The organism is Actinoplanes sp. NPDC051470 (assembly GCF_040682035.1).
Taxonomy (GTDB): Bacteria; Actinomycetota; Actinomycetes; order Mycobacteriales; family Micromonosporaceae; genus Actinoplanes.
Genome location: NZ_JBFBAA010000008.1, coordinates 85,393 through 100,841, shown reverse-complemented (window position 1 = coordinate 100,841; position 15,449 = coordinate 85,393). Strand labels below are relative to the sequence as shown.

Below are 15,449 nucleotides of genomic sequence, written 5' to 3'. Positions count from 1 at the left end.
ATCCATCGCACATCGTGTGCGGGTGACACGGAGCCGGAACGCAGGGAACCGGGGCCACCGTATGGCCACCTCGGGGGAGTGGAGATGGCCATACGGCAGTCCCGGTTCGGGGTTTGCCGTTAGTCAGGGGATAGGGACAAGGGTTCCGGGGCGGGATCAGGTGAAGAGGCTGACGCCACCGGGGCCGACGAGCAGGCCGACGATGATCAGCACGACGCCCCAGAGGATCTGCCGCCGGAACAACGCGAGGATGCCGGCGACCACGAGGATGACTGCGATAATCCAGAGCAACAGGTCCATGCTCAGCGGATACCCGACCCCGGAAAAACGGAAACCTCACGCGTGCACAAGTGTCGCCTGGATCTCTTCCGAGAGCAGGCGGTAGACGTTGTAGGCCTGCTTGATGACCGGGTGCGCCACGTTGCGGACGGGTACGCCGCCCGGCGTACGCCCACGCTCGGTGCCGTGGTGAGCGTGCCCGTGCAGGGCGAGCGTGGTGCCGGCCGCGTCGATCGCCCGGCCCAGCTGGTACGACCCCAGGAACGCGTGGATCTCGGGCGGCTCGCCGGCCAGCGTCTCCGGCACCGGGGCGTAGTGGGTGAGCGCCACCAGGGCGTCGCACGTCACGCCGGTCAGGGCCGCCTCCAGCCGGTTCGCGGCATCCTCGCCGGTGCGGACGAAATCCTTCATCTCGCGCTCGCCGAAGTTGCTCGCGCAGGTCCCGCCGAACCCGCCGCCGAAGCCCTTCGCCCCGGCCACGCCGAGCCGGTGCCCGTTCAGCTCCAGCACCGTCGAGGCGCCCTCGAGCACGGTGATCCCGGCGTCGGTGAGCACGGTGCACACCGCGTCGGCCTGGTCGCTCTGGTGGTCGTGGTTGCCGAGCACGGTGACCACGGGCACGGCCAGCCCGCCGAACTCGGTCACGAAGCTGCGCGCCTCCTCGACCGTCCCGTGCCGGGTCAGGTCGCCGGCCACCAGCAGCACGTCGGCCACCTCGGGCAGCTGTTCCAGCGCGGGGCGGTAGCGCCCGACCACGTCGGCGTCGACGTGCACGTCACCGACCGCCGCGACCCGGATCACGAGATCTCCTCGGCGTCGGCCGGCACGGTCGTCCGGGTGATCCCGATGTCGCAGGTGATCTGCACGTGCGGGAACCGGGAGGTGATCCGGCGGCAGATCTCGTCCCGCCGCTCCGGGCTCTCCACCTCGCCGCCCAGCACCACGGCCTGCTCCCGGCGTTGCACCGTGATGCCCTGCTCGGCCACCCGGTCGTCCTCGGCCAGCAGCCGCTGGATCTCCGCCTCCAGATAGTCGTCCACCTGAGGTGTCATGCGTTCCCCCCGTTGGTCGTCAGCGCGTCGGGCACCACGTCCAGGCGGTCGAGCAGGACGAGGAACGCCTCCGCGTACGGCGACTGGGCGGTCTCCTTGCGGACCCGCTCCCAGTCGATCTGCTCGCGCAGCGACCGCGCCACCGGCAGGCCGGTCGCGAAGTCGCAGTGGTGCTGGGTGTAGCTGAGCAGCTTGTGCACCATCAGCTGGGTGGCCGAGATCACCGGCATGGCGATCGCCTCGACCGGCCGGGTCACCGAGTCGGCCAGCGTGGCGTCGGTCACCGGCGACTCCACCGGGCGGTAGATCAGGTCCACCATGCGGCCCTCGTCGTACACCTTGACCAGCCAGTCCTCCGGCGGCTGCTCGGTCTCGAAGCCGACCGCGGCCAGCTCGTCGAGCGCCCGTTCCTTGTCCTGCTCACGGATCAGGAAGTCCACGTCGTGGTCGCTGGAGTGGCCGCCATGTGCGTACACCGCGAAGCTCCCACCCAGCGCGAACGGGATCTCGGCCTGCTTCAGCACCGACGCGACCCGTTTCAACGTGGTGGCGAGTCCTTCGTCCACCCGGTGCGGCATGGCAACTCCTGTCGTCGTGATGTGCGGCTTCAGTCGCATTCTGGTACCCCGTGGAGCCCTCGGTGGAACGGAACGCGTGACACCCCTGAGTACCGTCGATGGTGTGCCCCTGAACTCACCGTTCCCGCGCTCCGTGGCGCTCATCGGGATCGACGGCTCCGGCAAGACGACCCAGGCCCACCGGCTGGCCGAAATGCTGGCCGCCGAGGGGTTGCGGGCGTCGTACCGGCAGAACGCCGGTGGCCGGCACTTCGTCGCCCGCATCGCCAAGTGGTTCGGCCGCCCCGACGCCGAGGCCCTGGTCGGCCGCCGCGCGATGCTGGTGATCGAGGCGGTGCTCCGCTGGGGGGCGATCGTCCGCACGCTGTTCTTCCAGGCGTTCACCGGCGAGACCGTGGTGATGGACCGGTACGCCTACTGCCAGTACGCCAGCATGCGGTCACATCACGCCAAGCCCCGGGCCGAGCGCCGCGCCCGCCTCGCCTACCGCCTGTTCCCGCCGCCCGACGTCACGTTCCTGCTGGCCGTCAGCCCCAAGGTCGCTCAGGAGAGGATCGATGCGCGGGGGTACGACCGGGAGGAGCTGACGTTCCTCCAGGACGCGGACGCGGCGTACCGGTCGCTGCCGGAGTTCCCGGCCTTCGTGGTGATCGACGCGGACGGCACCCAGGACGAGGTGGCCGCCGCCCTGCGCGCCCACCTGCCCCTGGCCGCGGTGTCCGCGATCCCGCACCCGCGCGCGTCGGCTCTGCTGGCCGGCTCCCGCAGCGCCGTGCTGGCCTTCGGTTCCCTGCTCGCCGGCGTGGCCGCCCTCAGCTACCAGCTCCTCGAAGCTTTCTAGGCCTGGCCGTAGACCGGGATTGTGGCGCCGCTCATGGGGGTGGAGTCGTCGCTGGCCAGGAAGAGGATGACCTTGGCGATTTCGGCGGGGTTGACCCACTTGCTCCGGTCGCCGGGCATCCCGTTCCGGTTGGCCGGGGTGTCGATCACGCTCGGCAGCACGGTGTTGCAGCGGACGCCCTGCCCCTTGTACTCGACCGCCACCGCGTTGGCGAAGGCCAGCACCGCCGCCTTCGCCGTCACGTAGCCCGCCGCGCCCGGGAACGGCGCCACCGCGGCCCGGGACGAGACGCAGACCACCGAGCCGCCGCCGTTGGCCACGAGCACCGGGAGCGCGGCCCGGGTCACCAGGAAGGTCGGCCGCACGTTGGTCCGGATCATCGCCTCGAAGTCGTCGACCGCCGTCTCGTGGACGCGTCCGCCGCCGGCGTACCCGCCGACCAGATTGACCACCGCCGACAAGTGCGGTCCGGCGGCCGCGATCGCCGCCTCGACGTCACCCTGTGACGTGAGATCCGCCACAACCGCCTCGGCGCCGGCCGGCAATCGCTCCTGTGAGCCGGCTCGCACCGGGGCCACCACGCGCCACCCGGTTTCCAGGAAGGTCGAAATCACGGCCGTCCCGAGCCCGCCGGTGCCGCCGGTGATCACTGCCGTCCGTGCCATGAGAGAGCCCTTCTCCTTGTGTTCTCTGTCACGTCATGCCATCGAATCGACTCGACGGGGCAGTGGTTTACCGAAAGGATGGTCACCCGTACGGAAGTCACCCCTCCGGGCGAGTGAACTGCGGCGCAGCGTGGCGCATTGTGACGGTGGTCCCGTTCCGTCACGCCTTTGCGGCGGCGTTTGCGTCAAGCCACGTGGCAACCGGCCGATCCTGCGTATGAACCCTGCTGGCAACCAGGACGTACAGGGTAGTGACGAGCATCGCAGGGCAGGTCGTGATGCCCGTCGCTGCGACCGACGAGGGGCCGATGGTGTGATGACGTGGGCAATGGGTATGCGAGCTGTCACGCATCCAGCGCCGGGTGCGGCTCCGAATGACTCCCCGATGGCGTTCTTCAGTAAGTACGCAACGGGCTCCCAGCCAGCGCTCAGACTGTCGTGACACTTTCGACTCACCAGCCGCCGGCCGTTTCACCAGCCAGCACGGCAAACGGAATGACTGCGGGGCGCCATCTGTTGTGCAGGTGGCAGTTCGGCAACGCACCTTACTGCGGACGTTACGGGGAGGAACCAGATGGACGCAGGTAACGCCCGTAACTGGGTTAGCGAAGGCAATGAGGGGACCGTGGGCAACGTGGAGAAGAACACCGTGATGCGGACCGATGAGGTCGCCGAGGAGCGCGACCTCGTTGGAGTCTATCTGCACGAGATCTCCAGGACGCCGCTGCTCGACGCCGCCCGGGAGGTCGATCTCTCGAAGGCCATCGAGGCCGGCCTGTACGCCGAGCACCTTCTGGAAGAGGGCCAGCCCCGCCGCGGCACCAGCCGCGAAGAGCTGGAGCGCGTGGTCACCGAGGGACAGCGGGCCAAGGATCTGTTCATCCGCGCCAACCTGCGGCTGGTCGTGTCGATCGCCCGGCGGTACGTCCGCTCGGGCATGCCGATGCTCGACCTGATCCAGGAGGGCAACACCGGCCTGGTCCGCGCGGTCGAGAAGTTCGACTACGAGCGCGGCTACAAGTTCTCGACGTACGCGACGTGGTGGATCCGTCAGGCCATCAGCCGGGCCATCGCTCAGCAGGAGCGCACCGTGCGCCTGCCCGTGCACCTGGTCGAAGACGTCAACCGGATGCGGAACGTCACCCGCCAGCTCGTCCGCGAGCTCGGCGCCGACCCCGAGCCCGACCAGATCGCCAAGGCGCTCGGCGTGACCGTCGAGCGGGTCGGTGAGCTCACCCGCTGGGCGCAGGACACGGTGTCCCTGGACACCCCGGTCGGCGACGACGGTGACACCAACCTCGGCGACCTGGTGGCCGACAGCGACGCCCCGTCGCCGGAAGAGATCGTGCTGACCGCCCTGGAGCGGTCGCGCATCGAGGGTCTGCTCAACCACCTCGACGACCGGTCGGCCGGCATCATGCGGGCCCGCTACGGCCTGGAGGACGGCCGGGAGCACTCGCTCACCGAGGTCGCCTCCCGGTTCTCGCTCTCCCGCGAGCGGATCCGTCAGCTCGAGATCCAGGCGCTCGGCCGGCTGCGTGAGCTGGCCCGGGCCGAGGGCCTGCAGGCCGCCTGACCGATCAGGTCATACAAGAGGGCCGGTTCCCCGCGAGGGGAACCGGCCCTTTCACTGTGCTGAGTTACTTGACCCGGCCGTACCCGGTCGGAGTCATCGAGTTCATCGAGCGCTTCGTCACCGGCTCGCCGGTACGGTAAGCGTCGATCATCATTCCGCCGCCGACGTAGAGGCCGACATGGCCACCGTTGCGGAAGAAGATGAGGTCGCCCGCCTTCAGGTCACCCTTGCTGATCGGGGTGGTGGCGCTGATCTGGGCGGAGGCCTTGTGGGGCAGGCTCTTGCCCGCCGCACGCCAGGCCGCCGAGGTCAGCCCCGAGCAGTCGTAGCCGTTCGGGCCGTCGGCGCCGAACTTGTACATCACGCCGATGGCGTTGTACGCGAAGGACACCGCCTTGCCCGCGGAGCCGGCGATCTGCGGGATCGGGCCGCTGTACTTGCTGCCCGACTTGGTCGGCGTGCCGTACGCCGCCGTCCGCATCGCGTACAGCTTCTTGATGTCGTTCTCGATCTTCTTCTTGCGCTTGGCCAACTCGTTCAGCTGCGCGTTCTGCTTGTTCTGCGCGGTCTTCAGGGCGGCCTGACGCGTGTCGTAGTTCTGCGTGGTCGCCGTGTAGTTGTCGATCTTGCGCTGGCGATCGCGGGTCAGCTGGTCGAGCATGCCGATCCGGTCCATCAGGGTGCCCGATCCCTCGAGCATCACGTTCATGGCGCCGATGTCACCCTGCTGGTAAGCCTTGTTGGCGATCTGGCCCATCTCGGCCTGGGCGACCTTGAGGGCCTCCTTGGCCGGGCCCAGCGACTTCGTCAGCGCGACCTGATCGGCCTTGGTCTTGTTGAGATCGATCTTCATGCCGTTGTACGACTCGACGACATCCTCGAGATCGTCCGATGCCTTGGCGATCTTCTTGGTGATCTCGGTCTTGGACGGTTCCGCGTGAGCGGCCGTCACGGCCGGCCCGGTCAGCGCCAGCGCCATGAGGGCGACGGCCGCGATCCGGAACCTCGTGCGGGCGTGTGACAACGCTGAGAGGCCTTTCTTCCGCCTGTGCCGCCTACCGGGTTAGCTGACGGGTTCGGGCGGGAAGAAGGCCCTACCGCGGTGGTGCGCGGATTCACCCCGAGAACTCGGTTCCCCGGTTCGTCACGATGGGCCCGGGCGCGGCCGGATGGGGGTGACCGCGTCGAGGCCGCCGTGCAGACTCGGCAGCGCCGGCTCGGCGCCACCGGAGGGTGTGGCTGCGGACCGAACCAACCGCATTAACTTATCGATGGATCTCCGAAAAGCAAGCTCGGCAAGAAAACCTTAAGCCAATGAATGCGCGGCGTAATTCTAGGAATTCAGCGCGTGATCCCCGGACGCGGAATCGGACTTTTCGGGATTGACGCTGATCCAATTGCGCGTCACTTTCCGCTCGGCCCAGAAGGACAGGAACGGGATGGTGCCGGCCAGCATCACCAGCAGCATGCGGCTGAGCGGCCACTGGGCGCGGCGGCCGAGGTCGAAGGTGGCCAGCACGTACAGGATGAAGAGGAAGCCGTGCGCCGGGCCGACGCCCGCGACCACCGTGTCGTTGTCGGCCAGGTACTTCAGCGGCATGCCCACGAGGACCAGCACGATCAGGACCACGCCGACGATGTAGGCGATGATCCGGTAACGGGTGAGAGCTCCCTGCACGGTGCTTTCCTTACTTCCTGGGTCCGGGGTAGTCGCCGGGGCGGGCGCCGGGATGGGCGTTGAGCCAGGCGAGGTAGTCGTTGTAGGCCGCCAGTTCCGGGTCGTCGGCGCCGGGGTCGGGCGCCGGGCGGGACGGGACCCGGACCGGGCGGCCGACGGTAACAGCCGAATCTGGGAGCTTTTCCCGTTCCGGCGCCGGCTCCGCCGCCGGTTTCGTGGCCAGCCGAACCTCGCGCCACCACAGGAACGCGACGAAGCCGGCGAAGACCGGCCACTGGAACGCGTACCCCCAGCTCAGTGCGTTTCCGCCGGTGGCGCGGGTGTATTGCCACCAGCCCAGCAGGAGGAAGGCCACGATCAGAACGAGCGCGACCACATGGCGGAGGATCCACGCCGGGGTCAGCAGCCCTTTCATGACTGTCAGGGTAGTCGCGCGGGTTTCAGGGCGACCCGCGCGGGCAAGGCTGAACGGTATGAGCGACCAGCCTGTGGAGATCTCCGAGATCGGCATCGACCCGGCGGGACTGGGTGACGACGACCTGATCCGTGAACTGGCCAGCCTGCACCGGACCCGGCTGGACACCCTGCGGTACGGGCCGGACGCCGCCCTGGACAACCACCTGCGGCGGACGGCGGAACTGGAGACCGAGTACCTGGCCCGGCACCCGGGCCGTGAGGTGGATCCGCATCGCCTCACGCAGGACTTCTGACGTGTGTCCTGGGTCACAATGCCTGCTGGAATCAGGGCGGGCGACCGACAGTTGAGAACAGATGTCGGTGTGTCCAGTGTCCCCGGGCCTCACCCATTGCCTTCACGGAATACCGTTCGGCTGGAGCCGTGTTGAGCCACTCGCCGAGAGGCGACATGCACACCGACACCTATGCGCCGCCTCCGAGGTTCTCGGGGGCGGCGCATTATGTTGGGCCGGTTGTGGGTACCCGATCTTCATGAACGATCCTCGTACCGAAGAGCGCGCCGCCGACCTGCTTCCCGAGGAGCGCGCCGCCGGCAGCGCCGACCCGGAGGCCCAGGCCGCGGCCATTCTCGCGGATTCGGACGATCGGGAGCACAATTCGGACCTTTCGCGGGAAAACCGCACCTCGGCAGAGACGGTCGCACCAGCCGAAAGGGCTGAAGGCACCCGGTAGAGGCACAAAACTTTCGTGTCCACCTCAGGACGTGGGAGGATCCGACGCGTGCCCGCACCCCGACGGAGCGCTGAGCGCGCCGGTCAGCGGTCCACGCCGCCGGCGGCCGCTTCCTCCGCCCCCAATCAGACCCGACGCACAGCCCGTCCCCGCCACCCGGGACAGGGCGCCGGCGCCCCGAACGCGGGCCCGGTCCACCACACCGAGACGGAACCCGTCATCGCCGCCCACCCCAACGCCCCAGCCATCGGCCCGTCCCTGCCCGCTCCGCGGGACGCCGCCGATCCCGCCCCCGCCGAGGTGGCCCGGCCCGGATCGGCCGTCGTCATCCCCTCCGAGGTCGTCCGGCCGGGCGCCGGGGGCCTGGCGCTGCCGCAGACGAGCACGGTCGAGGTGGCCGGGCTCCTGCACGAGCTGTCCGAGCGGCTGCTCTCCGCGGACGACGTGGCCGGGGCCTTGGAGCGGCTCGCCGTCTTCACCGCCGGGACGATCCCCGGCGCGGTCCGCTGCTCGGTCGCGCTGATCACCGAGGGGGAGGGGCCGAGCCTGACCGCGTCGGGCAGCGACGGCCGCGGGGTCGACGACTGCCAGTTCGAGACCGGCGAAGGACCCGTCCTCGAGGCGGCCCGCACCCGCACCCTGGTGCTCACCCAGGACCTGCCGAACGACCCGCGCTGGCCGGCGCTGGGCGACTCCGCCCGCGACGAGGACGTGCACGCCGTGGCGGCCATCCCGCTGGACGTGCGGCGGACGTCGGTCGGCGCGCTCAGCATCTACGTCCGGCAGGCGCAGAGCATCCGCCCCGAGCTGCTGCTCACCGCGATGGCCATCGTCAACCAGGCCGAGATCCTGCTCAGTGAGCTGTCCCGCCGCGCGGCGCTGAGCCAGGGCGCCACGGTCGACCGCGCCATCGGCGTGATCATCGCGCAGCGCGGGTGTGGCGTACGCGAGGCCTACGACGTGTTGCAGGAGACCGCGCAGCGCCTCGGCATGGACCGTCAGTCGGTGGCCGAGCGCCTGATCGCCGCGGCCGCGCGCGACCGCTCGTAAGCAGAAGGGGCGCGGATCGCTCCGCGCCCCTCGATCACTCGTTCCCGCTGTCAGCGTTTGGCGCTGTGCGTGGGTTCGTGCTGTGTGTCCGGCGCGCGTTCGCCCGACTCGTGCGAGCCGCCGCCCGACTCCGGCGTGCCCGGGTCGGCGCCGGTCGCCGCGGCTGCCTCGGCCGCGTCGGCGTCGGCCCGCTGCTGCTGGGCCGAGCGCTGGGCGAGCGGGATCTCCGGCAGGAAGAGCACCACGATCAGGCCGATGATCATGACCGAGAAGGCCAGCAGGAACACGATCTGGATGCTGTCCGAGAAGCCGACCTTGAACGGGTGGGCGATCACGTCGGGCAGCGTCTTGAGGAACGACGTGTCACCGAGGTCGCCACCGCCGGCGGTCGCCTTCTGCAGGGTCTGGGCCGCGCTCGGGTCGGCGGCCAGGGCCCCCTGGAACTCCGGCGTGGCCTGAGCCGACTGGAAGGCCGTGCTGATCTTGCCGGGCAGCACGTTGAACAGCACCGACAGGAACACCGCGGTGCCGAGCGTGCCGCCCATCGAGCGGAAGAACGCCACCGAACTCGTGGCCACGCCGATCTCGCGGGGGCTCACCGCGTTCTGCACCGCGGTGATCATCGGCTGCATGTTGCCGCCCAGGCCGAGGCCCATCAGCACCATGATCAGCATGGTCCGCCAGAGCGGGGTGTCGGCGTCGATGGTGGCGAACAGCCCGAGCGCGGCGACCATCAGCGTGCTGCCGATGATCGGGAAGATCCGGTACCGCCCGGTGCGGGAGATGAGCTGACCGGCCAGGATCGAGCCGGACATGATGCCGAACACGAACGGGATCATCTGCAGGCCGGCCATGGTGGCCGAGGAGCCCTTCACGATCTGCAGGTACAGCGGGACGGTCATCAGGCCGCCGAACATCGCCATGCCCAGAATGGTGCTGGCGATCGAGGACACCCCGACCGTACGGTTGCCGAACAGCCGCAGCGGCAGCAGCGCCTCCTCCTTGTAGGCCCGCTCGGCGAGCACGAAGGCGACCAGGCCGACCGCGCCGATCACGTAGCAGAGGATCGCCCGGCCGGAGTCCCAGCCCCAGGTGCGGCCCTGCTCGGCGACGATCAGCAGCGGCACCAGGCCGATGATCAAGGCGAGGGCGCCCGGCCAGTCGATGCGGTGGGTGACCCGGGTGTGCGGCAGGTGGAGAACCCTGGCCACCACGATCATCGCGGCGACGCCGATCGGCACGTTCAGGTAGAACACCCAGCGCCAGCCGTCGATCCAGAGCAGCTTGTCGGCGCCGGCGAAGAAGCCGCCCAGGATCGGGCCGATGACGCTGGCGGTGCCGAACACGGCGAGGAAGAAGCCCTGGTACTTGGCGCGCTCGCGGGGCGGGACGATGTCGCCGATGATGGCCAGGGCCAGCGACATCAGGCCGCCGGCGCCGATGCCCTGGATCGCCCGGAACGCGGCCAGCTGGTACATGTTCTCGGACAGGCCGCAGAGCATCGAGCCGACGATGAAGATGCCGATGGCGAAGAGGAAGAACGGCCGCCGTCCGTAGATGTCGGACAGCTTGCCGTACAGCGGTGTCGAGATCGTGGACGTGATCAGGAATGCCGTGGTGGCCCACGCCTGGAGGTCGAAGCCGTTCAGGTCGTCGGCGATGGTCCGGGTGGCGGTGGCCATGATCGTCTGGTCGAGCGCGGCCAGGAACATGCCCATCATCAGGCCGCCCAGGACCGTGAGGATCTGGCGGTGGGTGAAGTCGGCCGACCGGGCGGCGGGGCCGCCCGCCGGCGCGGTGCTGATGTTGCTCACGCGATCTCCCGTGATGTCGCGGCCGAGTCACTGCGCAGGAGCGCCTCGGCTGAATTGTTGAATTCGGCGAACAGGCCGGTGAACAGGTCGGCCCGTTCCGGCGGCCAGTCCTGCATGACCCGTCCGACCAGGGCCGTGCGGGCCTCGCTCAGCCGCCTGCCCGCGACCCGTCCGGCCTCGGTGGCCGCCAGCCGGGAGACCCGGCCGTCGGCGGGGTCGGCCTCGCGCCGGGCGAGGCCGGCCTTGACCAGCTGCGCCGCCTGCCGGCTGACCGTCGACGGGTCGGCCTGCTTGATCTCGGCCAGGTCGGTGACCCGCATCGGGCCCCGGTGACAGAGCGGGAACAACAGCATCAGCGCGGAGAAATCGGCGCCGAGTTCCCCGACATTGAGCATGCCCTTCACGCGAACACCCAGTCGGGCGAATCGCACAAGTTCGCCGGCGAGGCGGCCGGCCGCGCTCTGGTCCGTTTCCATAGTTGCGTGCAGCCTACAAGTTGTTGGTTGGTGAACGCATTGTGTTCCGCATCTCCCAGATGATCGCGGTCAGAGTCTCCGTCTCCTCCAGCGCGGGCGGAACCGGAACCTCGTACTGCGTCACGCGCTCGAAGAGCCGCGCCGGGAGAAAGCCCCGATCGGCGTCACCGACCAGCACCCGGGCGCCGGCCCGCCGGGCGGCCAGCAGCGTCGCGGTCATCTGCTCGGCCACCCGCCCGGTGTAGAAGACGTCACCGGCCAGGACCACGTCAGGCTGCCCGATGTCGCCGGCCAGCGCGACCCGATTTACCTCCGCGTTACGCCGGGCCGCGGCGGCCGCCTCGGGATCGGCGTCGGTGGCCGCGACCGCGGCCGCGCCCGCCTTGGCGGCGGCGATCGCGACCAGTCCCGAGCCGGTCGCCACGTCGAGCACCCGCCGGCCGCGGACCACCTCGGGATGATCCAGGACGTAGCGGGCGAGACCTTGCCCGCCGGCCCAGGCGAATTCCCAGAACGGTGGCGGCCGGTCGCTGGTGAAGTCGCCCTGGAACAACCCGCGATGCGGCGCGGCCAGGTGCAGGGAGATCTCCGGCGTAAGGGGTACGGGTGTCAGCACGCTGCTGATTCTCCCGTGACGTGAGGGGGTTCCCTCGACCGAAAGACCTGTTATGACGACCGGTCGGCCTCATCCGTTCGGCGGGCGGGCATCCGAGTCGATCCCGGTGCGTGGACCGGATAGGACTGTTCATACGGCGAGCAATCTTGATGCGCGAACATAGACTGCGGCGACTACGTTTCCGCGGGGGTCCGATTCCAAAGATCGTGTACGAAGGAGGTGGCGGATGAGTGACGGGTCGATCACCGTGCTCGTCGTCGACGGCCACCAGACCTTCGCCGACCTGCTCGGCGTGGCCCTCGACGGCCAGGCTGACCTGCGCTGGGTGGGCCACGCGCGGACCGGGCAGGAGGCGCTGAGTCTGGTCGGCGAATTGCGTCCGAACGTCGTCCTGCTTGACCCGGAGCTGTCCGATTCAGACGGAATAGCCATCGCCGAGCTGCTGCGGCACCGCTATCCCGACACCAGAGTGGTGATCCTCACAGCAAGCAATGAGGCGGCTCTGGTGGGCCGGGCGACCGCCGCGGGCGCGGCCGGCTTCCTGACCAAGAACGGACCGCTCGGCGACGTGCTCAACGCGGTGCACACCGCGCATGGCGGCGGCATGACCGTCTCCACCGACATCCTCGCCCGGCTGCTGCGCAGCACCGCGCCGGTGGCGGGTCCGCGCCCGGGTGGCCTGACCGCCCGGGAACACGAGGTGCTCGAGCTGATGGCGGCCGGTCTCGACCCGCGGGCCATCGCCCGGCGGCTGGGCATCAGCGTGCACACCTGCCGTGGTCACGTGAAGGCGCTGCTCGGCAAGCTCGGCGCCCACAGCCAGCTCGAGGCCGTGGCGGTCGCCCGCCAGCGCGGCATCATCTCGTAGCCGGGATTTCTGCGCTGTCCGTGCACCTTCGGATGGCGGCTGACCTGCGATGAGTGACGGAGAGTAATTCACCTCAACACTCATCCGCGGCGGGCCGCCATCCGTACCACACCCCGGAAGCGCCTCGGCGAAGCATCGTCGGCGCCGACGCGATCGGGAGGACATCGCGTGGAACGTTCACCAGCCGATGAGGCCATGGCGTCCGATGTGGCCGTGGCTGATCTGCCGTTCAGCTCGGGCGCGCACTGGGCCAACCGTGACAGCCTGCGCAACACCGGGGAGCAAGCGATGTTCCGACGTCCACCGGCCGCGTCCTCGTTCTCTTCTTCCGAGGATCCATACCGCACCTCGTCCGCCGAGGATCCGTACCGCCCGTCTTCGCCCGAGGCCGCCGGCTCCGCGGAACAGCCCTGGGACGCGTTCGGGACCGACACCGGTTCGCACGCCGCCGTCTCGGACGCCGCCGTCTCGGACACCGGGTCGCGCAGCCGCGCCTCCTTCGGGATGACCGACGAGCCGATCAGCGGGAACTGGTTCGGCCGCGACCCGTCGCCGGTCTCCCCGGCCGCGCCGGCGCCGGCCTTCCCGGCGCCGGTCCAGCCCGAGCCGATCGCGGTCGAGCTTCCGGTACGCCTGCCCGAGCCGACGACGCACACCGGCAACCACCGGCAGACGCAGATGCCGCTTCCCCCGCAGGCGTCGCCGCGGCCGACCTACCAGGTGGCCGACTACGCCGCCGCCGCCGAGGCGGGCGCCGGGTTCTTCAACGAGGCCCAGCAGCACGAGATCCGCCCGCACCGGGCCGCTCCCGCCGGGCACCACCAGCAGGGTCCGCCCCGGCGGTCGAAGGGTCTCGCCGTGGCCACGGTCACGCTCAGCGCCCTGGTGCTGCTCGGCGGCGTCGCGGCCGGCGTGCGCTACTTCACCGGGGACGACAAGAGCCTCGGCTCGGTGCTCCAACTCGGCAACGAGGTCAGCGACAAGCCCGACTCCTCGGTCGCCACGGCGCCGCTGGGCCGGCGCACCAGCGCCACCTTCGAGCTGGTCGCGGCCACCCGCAAGGCCACCGTGAAGACGCAGGATCTGGGCGACGAGTTGTACCGGATCTCCGCGCTCGGCCAGACCGGCGCCGCGCCCCGGCCGGCCATCGTCGGCGACAAGGTGCAGCTGTTGCTGGAGACCCAGGGCGCGGCCGCGCCCGGCAACGTCGAGATTCTGCTGTCCAACAAGGTCACCTGGGGGCTGCTGTTCACCGGCGGCGCCGACGAGCAACTCGTCGACCTCACCGGCGGCAAGCTCAGCGCGATCGACCTGACCGGCGCGAGCCGCCGGGTCAACCTGACGCTGCCCCCGCCGCAGGGCACCGTGCAGGTACGCATCACCGGCGCGATCGAGGACTTGTCGCTGTCCTCCGGCAGTCCGGTGCGGGTGCGGGTGGACGGCGGGGTGAAGACCGTCGCGGCCGGCGAGCGGACGCTGAAGAACCTCGAGCCGGGCTCCACCCTGACGCCGAAGGACTGGAAGGCGGCCAATCGCTACGACGTCTCGGCGGAGTCCCGGCTGACGTTGCTCACCGTGAAGGACGCCGCGTAAGCGCGAACTTCAGGACAGTACGCGCAGGCGTACCGTCTGCTCCATCGCACGAAGCCGGTCGAGAACCTCGTCGGAGTAACCACCGCTGATGTCGGTGATCAGGTAGCCGTACTCGCCGCGGGTACTCAGCAGCTGACCCTCGACGTTCACCTTGTGCTCGGCCAGGATGCTGTTCACCTGGGCCAGCACGCCCGGCGTGTTGATGTGCACGTGGACGACGCGGCTCATGCCGGCCTGCTGGGGCAGCGCGACACCGGGCAGGTTGACGCTCAGCGTGGTGTTGCCCTCTTGCACGAAATGAACCAGTTTGTTGGCCACGAAGTCGCCGATGTCGGACTGCGCCTCCTCGGTGGACCCGCCGATGTGCGGGGTGAGGATGACGTTGGGCAGGCCACGCAGCTCGGAGACGAACTCGTCGCCGCGGCCCTTGGGCTCGGACGGGAAGACATCCACCGCCGCGCCCGCGAGGTGGCCACTGGCCAGCGCGTCACGCAGGGCCAGGTGGTCGACCACGATGCCGCGGGACAGGTTGAGGAAGATCGAGCCCTTCTTCATGCGGCCGAACTGCTCGGCGCCGAAGAAACCGGCGTTGCCCGGGCGGCCGTCGACATGCAGGGTCACCACATCGGCGGTAGCCAGCAGTTCCTCCAGGCTGGCGCAGCGGTGGGCGTTGCTCAGCGCGAGCTTGTCGGCGGTGTCGTAGAAGGACACGTGCATGCCCAGGTTCTCGGCCAGCACCGACAGCTGGGTGCCGATGTTGCCGTACCCGACGATGCCCAGATTGCGGCCGCGGATCTCGTGACTGCCGTCGGCCGACTTGTCCCAGACGCCGGCATGCATGCCGGTGTTCTTCTCGGTCAGCCGGCGGGTCAGCGCGATGATCTCGGAGACGGCCAGCTCCACCACCGAACGGGTGTTGGAGAACGGCGCGTTGAACACCGCGGTGCCGCGCGACGCGGCCGACACCAGGTCGATCTGGTCGGTGCCGATGCAGAACGCGCCGATCGCCACCAGGCTGTCGGCCGCGTCGAGCACGGCCGCGGTGACCTTGGTCTTCGAGCGGATGCCGAGCAGGGCCACGCCCTTGACGCGTTCGATCAGCTCGGCCTCGTCGAGGGCGGAGCTGACCGACTCGACCTCGTAGCCCTCCGCCTCGAGCCGCGCGACCGCGTCGGCGTGGATGTTCTCGAGCAGCAGGACTCGCACCATGGCTC

General features: G+C 69.6%; 19 protein-coding genes and 1 riboswitch. Of the genes, 7 read left to right on the top strand and 12 right to left on the bottom strand.

Translation table 11 applies throughout. The annotated features are described in order from the left end of the window. Positions 1-156: 156 nt before the first annotated feature. From AB0M54_RS16545 to AB0M54_RS16530, 4 genes are read right to left on the bottom strand one after another with little or no spacing between them, the layout of a single operon-like run. A complete protein-coding gene (locus AB0M54_RS16545; RefSeq protein ID WP_364330918.1) occupies positions 157-300 on the bottom strand; it encodes a GPGG-motif small membrane protein in 144 nt (47 codons plus the stop codon). Positions 301-336: 36 nt separating this feature from the next. After that, the gene (locus AB0M54_RS16540) at positions 337-1,080 is read right to left on the bottom strand and encodes a metallophosphoesterase (RefSeq protein ID WP_364471988.1); all 744 of its coding nucleotides are present in this window, start codon (positions 1,078-1,080) and stop codon (positions 337-339) included. Then, positions 1,077-1,331: a hypothetical protein gene (locus AB0M54_RS16535; RefSeq protein ID WP_364471985.1), complete on the bottom strand. Its 255-nt coding sequence runs from the start codon at positions 1,329-1,331 to the stop codon at positions 1,077-1,079. The genes AB0M54_RS16540 and AB0M54_RS16535 overlap by 4 nt, the downstream gene beginning before the upstream one ends. Then, complete coding sequence (locus AB0M54_RS16530) at positions 1,328-1,909, bottom strand: nucleotidyltransferase (protein WP_364330926.1); 582 nt, start codon at positions 1,907-1,909, stop codon at positions 1,328-1,330. The genes AB0M54_RS16535 and AB0M54_RS16530 overlap by 4 nt, the downstream gene beginning before the upstream one ends. Positions 1,910-2,012: 103 nt before the next feature. On the opposite strand from AB0M54_RS16530, the gene AB0M54_RS16525 reads away from it, so the two are divergent. After that, positions 2,013-2,750: a thymidylate kinase gene (locus tag AB0M54_RS16525; RefSeq protein ID WP_364471982.1), complete on the top strand. Its 738-nt coding sequence runs from the start codon at positions 2,013-2,015 to the stop codon at positions 2,748-2,750. Here the strand turns inward: AB0M54_RS16525 and AB0M54_RS16520 are convergent. Continuing rightward, positions 2,747-3,415: an SDR family NAD(P)-dependent oxidoreductase gene (locus AB0M54_RS16520; RefSeq protein WP_364471980.1), complete on the bottom strand. Its 669-nt coding sequence runs from the start codon at positions 3,413-3,415 to the stop codon at positions 2,747-2,749. The genes AB0M54_RS16525 and AB0M54_RS16520 overlap by 4 nt on opposite strands. 574 nt (positions 3,416-3,989) lie before the next feature. On the opposite strand from AB0M54_RS16520, the gene AB0M54_RS16515 reads away from it, so the two are divergent. Beyond that, positions 3,990-4,991 carry a sigma-70 family RNA polymerase sigma factor gene (locus tag AB0M54_RS16515; protein WP_364330935.1) on the top strand — a complete coding sequence of 334 codons (1,002 nt, stop codon included), beginning with the start codon at positions 3,990-3,992 and terminating at the stop codon, positions 4,989-4,991. A 64-nt stretch (positions 4,992-5,055) separates the two neighbouring features. Here the strand turns inward: AB0M54_RS16515 and AB0M54_RS16510 are convergent, their stop codons facing one another. The 3 genes from AB0M54_RS16510 to AB0M54_RS16500 all read right to left on the bottom strand — a co-directional run bounded on the left by AB0M54_RS16510 (position 5,056) and on the right by AB0M54_RS16500 (position 7,084). Further along, positions 5,056-5,970: an NlpC/P60 family protein gene (locus tag AB0M54_RS16510; protein ID WP_364471978.1), complete on the bottom strand. Its 915-nt coding sequence runs from the start codon at positions 5,968-5,970 to the stop codon at positions 5,056-5,058. A 58-nt stretch (positions 5,971-6,028) separates the two neighbouring features. Beyond that, a riboswitch (cyclic di-AMP (ydaO/yuaA leader) is annotated at positions 6,029-6,157 on the bottom strand. A 167-nt stretch (positions 6,158-6,324) separates the two neighbouring features. After that, positions 6,325-6,669, bottom strand: coding sequence for a DUF3817 domain-containing protein (locus tag AB0M54_RS16505; protein WP_364330941.1), 345 nt, complete (start codon positions 6,667-6,669; stop codon positions 6,325-6,327). Positions 6,670-6,679: 10 nt separating this feature from the next. Continuing rightward, positions 6,680-7,084 carry a hypothetical protein gene (locus AB0M54_RS16500; RefSeq protein WP_364330944.1) on the bottom strand — a complete coding sequence of 135 codons (405 nt, stop codon included), beginning with the start codon at positions 7,082-7,084 and terminating at the stop codon, positions 6,680-6,682. A gap of 58 nt (positions 7,085-7,142) precedes the next feature. Between AB0M54_RS16500 and AB0M54_RS16495 the strand changes: the two genes are divergently transcribed. From AB0M54_RS16495 to AB0M54_RS16485, 3 genes are all read left to right on the top strand, one after another. Then, positions 7,143-7,379, top strand: coding sequence for a DUF6158 family protein (locus AB0M54_RS16495; RefSeq protein WP_364330947.1), 237 nt, complete (start codon positions 7,143-7,145; stop codon positions 7,377-7,379). Positions 7,380-7,617: 238 nt separating this feature from the next. Then, a complete protein-coding gene (locus tag AB0M54_RS16490; RefSeq protein ID WP_364330950.1) occupies positions 7,618-7,818 on the top strand; it encodes a hypothetical protein in 201 nt (66 codons plus the stop codon). Positions 7,819-7,866: 48 nt separating this feature from the next. Further along, positions 7,867-8,868 (top strand): ANTAR domain-containing protein, encoded by a 1,002-nt coding sequence (locus AB0M54_RS16485; RefSeq protein ID WP_364330952.1) that lies wholly within the window; start codon positions 7,867-7,869, stop codon positions 8,866-8,868. Between the two features lie 50 nt (positions 8,869-8,918). Here the strand turns inward: AB0M54_RS16485 and AB0M54_RS16480 are convergent, their stop codons facing one another. The 3 genes from AB0M54_RS16480 to AB0M54_RS16470 form a co-directional block, all read right to left on the bottom strand. Continuing rightward, entirely contained in the window at positions 8,919-10,682 is a 1,764-nt protein-coding gene (locus AB0M54_RS16480; protein ID WP_364471975.1) for an MDR family MFS transporter, read from the bottom strand. Further along, positions 10,679-11,077: a MarR family transcriptional regulator gene (locus tag AB0M54_RS16475; RefSeq protein WP_364331195.1), complete on the bottom strand. Its 399-nt coding sequence runs from the start codon at positions 11,075-11,077 to the stop codon at positions 10,679-10,681. Before AB0M54_RS16475 ends, AB0M54_RS16480 begins: the two co-directional genes overlap by 4 nt. A gap of 94 nt (positions 11,078-11,171) precedes the next feature. Next, positions 11,172-11,774 (bottom strand): 50S ribosomal protein L11 methyltransferase, encoded by a 603-nt coding sequence (locus AB0M54_RS16470; RefSeq protein WP_364471972.1) that lies wholly within the window; start codon positions 11,772-11,774, stop codon positions 11,172-11,174. Positions 11,775-12,000: 226 nt separating this feature from the next. Here AB0M54_RS16470 and AB0M54_RS16465 point away from each other — a divergent pair, with 226 nt between their 5' ends. Next, the gene (locus tag AB0M54_RS16465; protein WP_364330958.1) at positions 12,001-12,642 is read left to right on the top strand and encodes a response regulator transcription factor; all 642 of its coding nucleotides are present in this window, start codon (positions 12,001-12,003) and stop codon (positions 12,640-12,642) included. A 168-nt stretch (positions 12,643-12,810) separates the two neighbouring features. Beyond that, positions 12,811-14,235: a hypothetical protein gene (locus AB0M54_RS16460; RefSeq protein ID WP_364471969.1), complete on the top strand. Its 1,425-nt coding sequence runs from the start codon at positions 12,811-12,813 to the stop codon at positions 14,233-14,235. Positions 14,236-14,244: 9 nt separating this feature from the next. On the opposite strand, the gene serA is transcribed toward AB0M54_RS16460, so the two are convergent. Then, positions 14,245-15,444, bottom strand: a complete 1,200-nt coding sequence (gene serA / locus AB0M54_RS16455) for a phosphoglycerate dehydrogenase (protein WP_364330963.1) — start codon at positions 15,442-15,444, stop codon at positions 14,245-14,247. Between the last annotated feature and the right edge of the window lie 5 nt (positions 15,445-15,449).

Bases quoted from the DNA above. Each gene is read 5' to 3' on its own strand.
- AB0M54_RS16545 (WP_364330918.1), bottom strand. From the start codon at position 300: ATGGACCTGTTGCTCTGGATTATCGCAGTCATCCTCGTGGTCGCCGGC.
- AB0M54_RS16535 (WP_364471985.1), bottom strand. From the start codon at position 1,331: ATGACACCTCAGGTGGACGACTATCTGGAGGCGGAGATCCAGCGGCTG.
- AB0M54_RS16530 (WP_364330926.1), bottom strand. From the start codon at position 1,909: ATGCCGCACCGGGTGGACGAAGGACTCGCCACCACGTTGAAACGGGTC.
- AB0M54_RS16520 (WP_364471980.1), bottom strand. From the start codon at position 3,415: ATGGCACGGACGGCAGTGATCACCGGCGGCACCGGCGGGCTCGGGACG.
- AB0M54_RS16515 (WP_364330935.1), top strand. From the start codon at position 3,990: ATGGACGCAGGTAACGCCCGTAACTGGGTTAGCGAAGGCAATGAGGGG.
- AB0M54_RS16510 (WP_364471978.1), bottom strand. From the start codon at position 5,970: ATGGCGCTGGCGCTGACCGGGCCGGCCGTGACGGCCGCTCACGCGGAA.
- AB0M54_RS16500 (WP_364330944.1), bottom strand. From the start codon at position 7,084: ATGAAAGGGCTGCTGACCCCGGCGTGGATCCTCCGCCATGTGGTCGCG.
- AB0M54_RS16495 (WP_364330947.1), top strand. From the start codon at position 7,143: ATGAGCGACCAGCCTGTGGAGATCTCCGAGATCGGCATCGACCCGGCG.
- AB0M54_RS16490 (WP_364330950.1), top strand. From the start codon at position 7,618: ATGAACGATCCTCGTACCGAAGAGCGCGCCGCCGACCTGCTTCCCGAG.
- AB0M54_RS16475 (WP_364331195.1), bottom strand. From the start codon at position 11,077: ATGCTCAATGTCGGGGAACTCGGCGCCGATTTCTCCGCGCTGATGCTG.
- AB0M54_RS16465 (WP_364330958.1), top strand. From the start codon at position 12,001: ATGAGTGACGGGTCGATCACCGTGCTCGTCGTCGACGGCCACCAGACC.
- serA (WP_364330963.1), bottom strand. From the start codon at position 15,444: ATGGTGCGAGTCCTGCTGCTCGAGAACATCCACGCCGACGCGGTCGCG.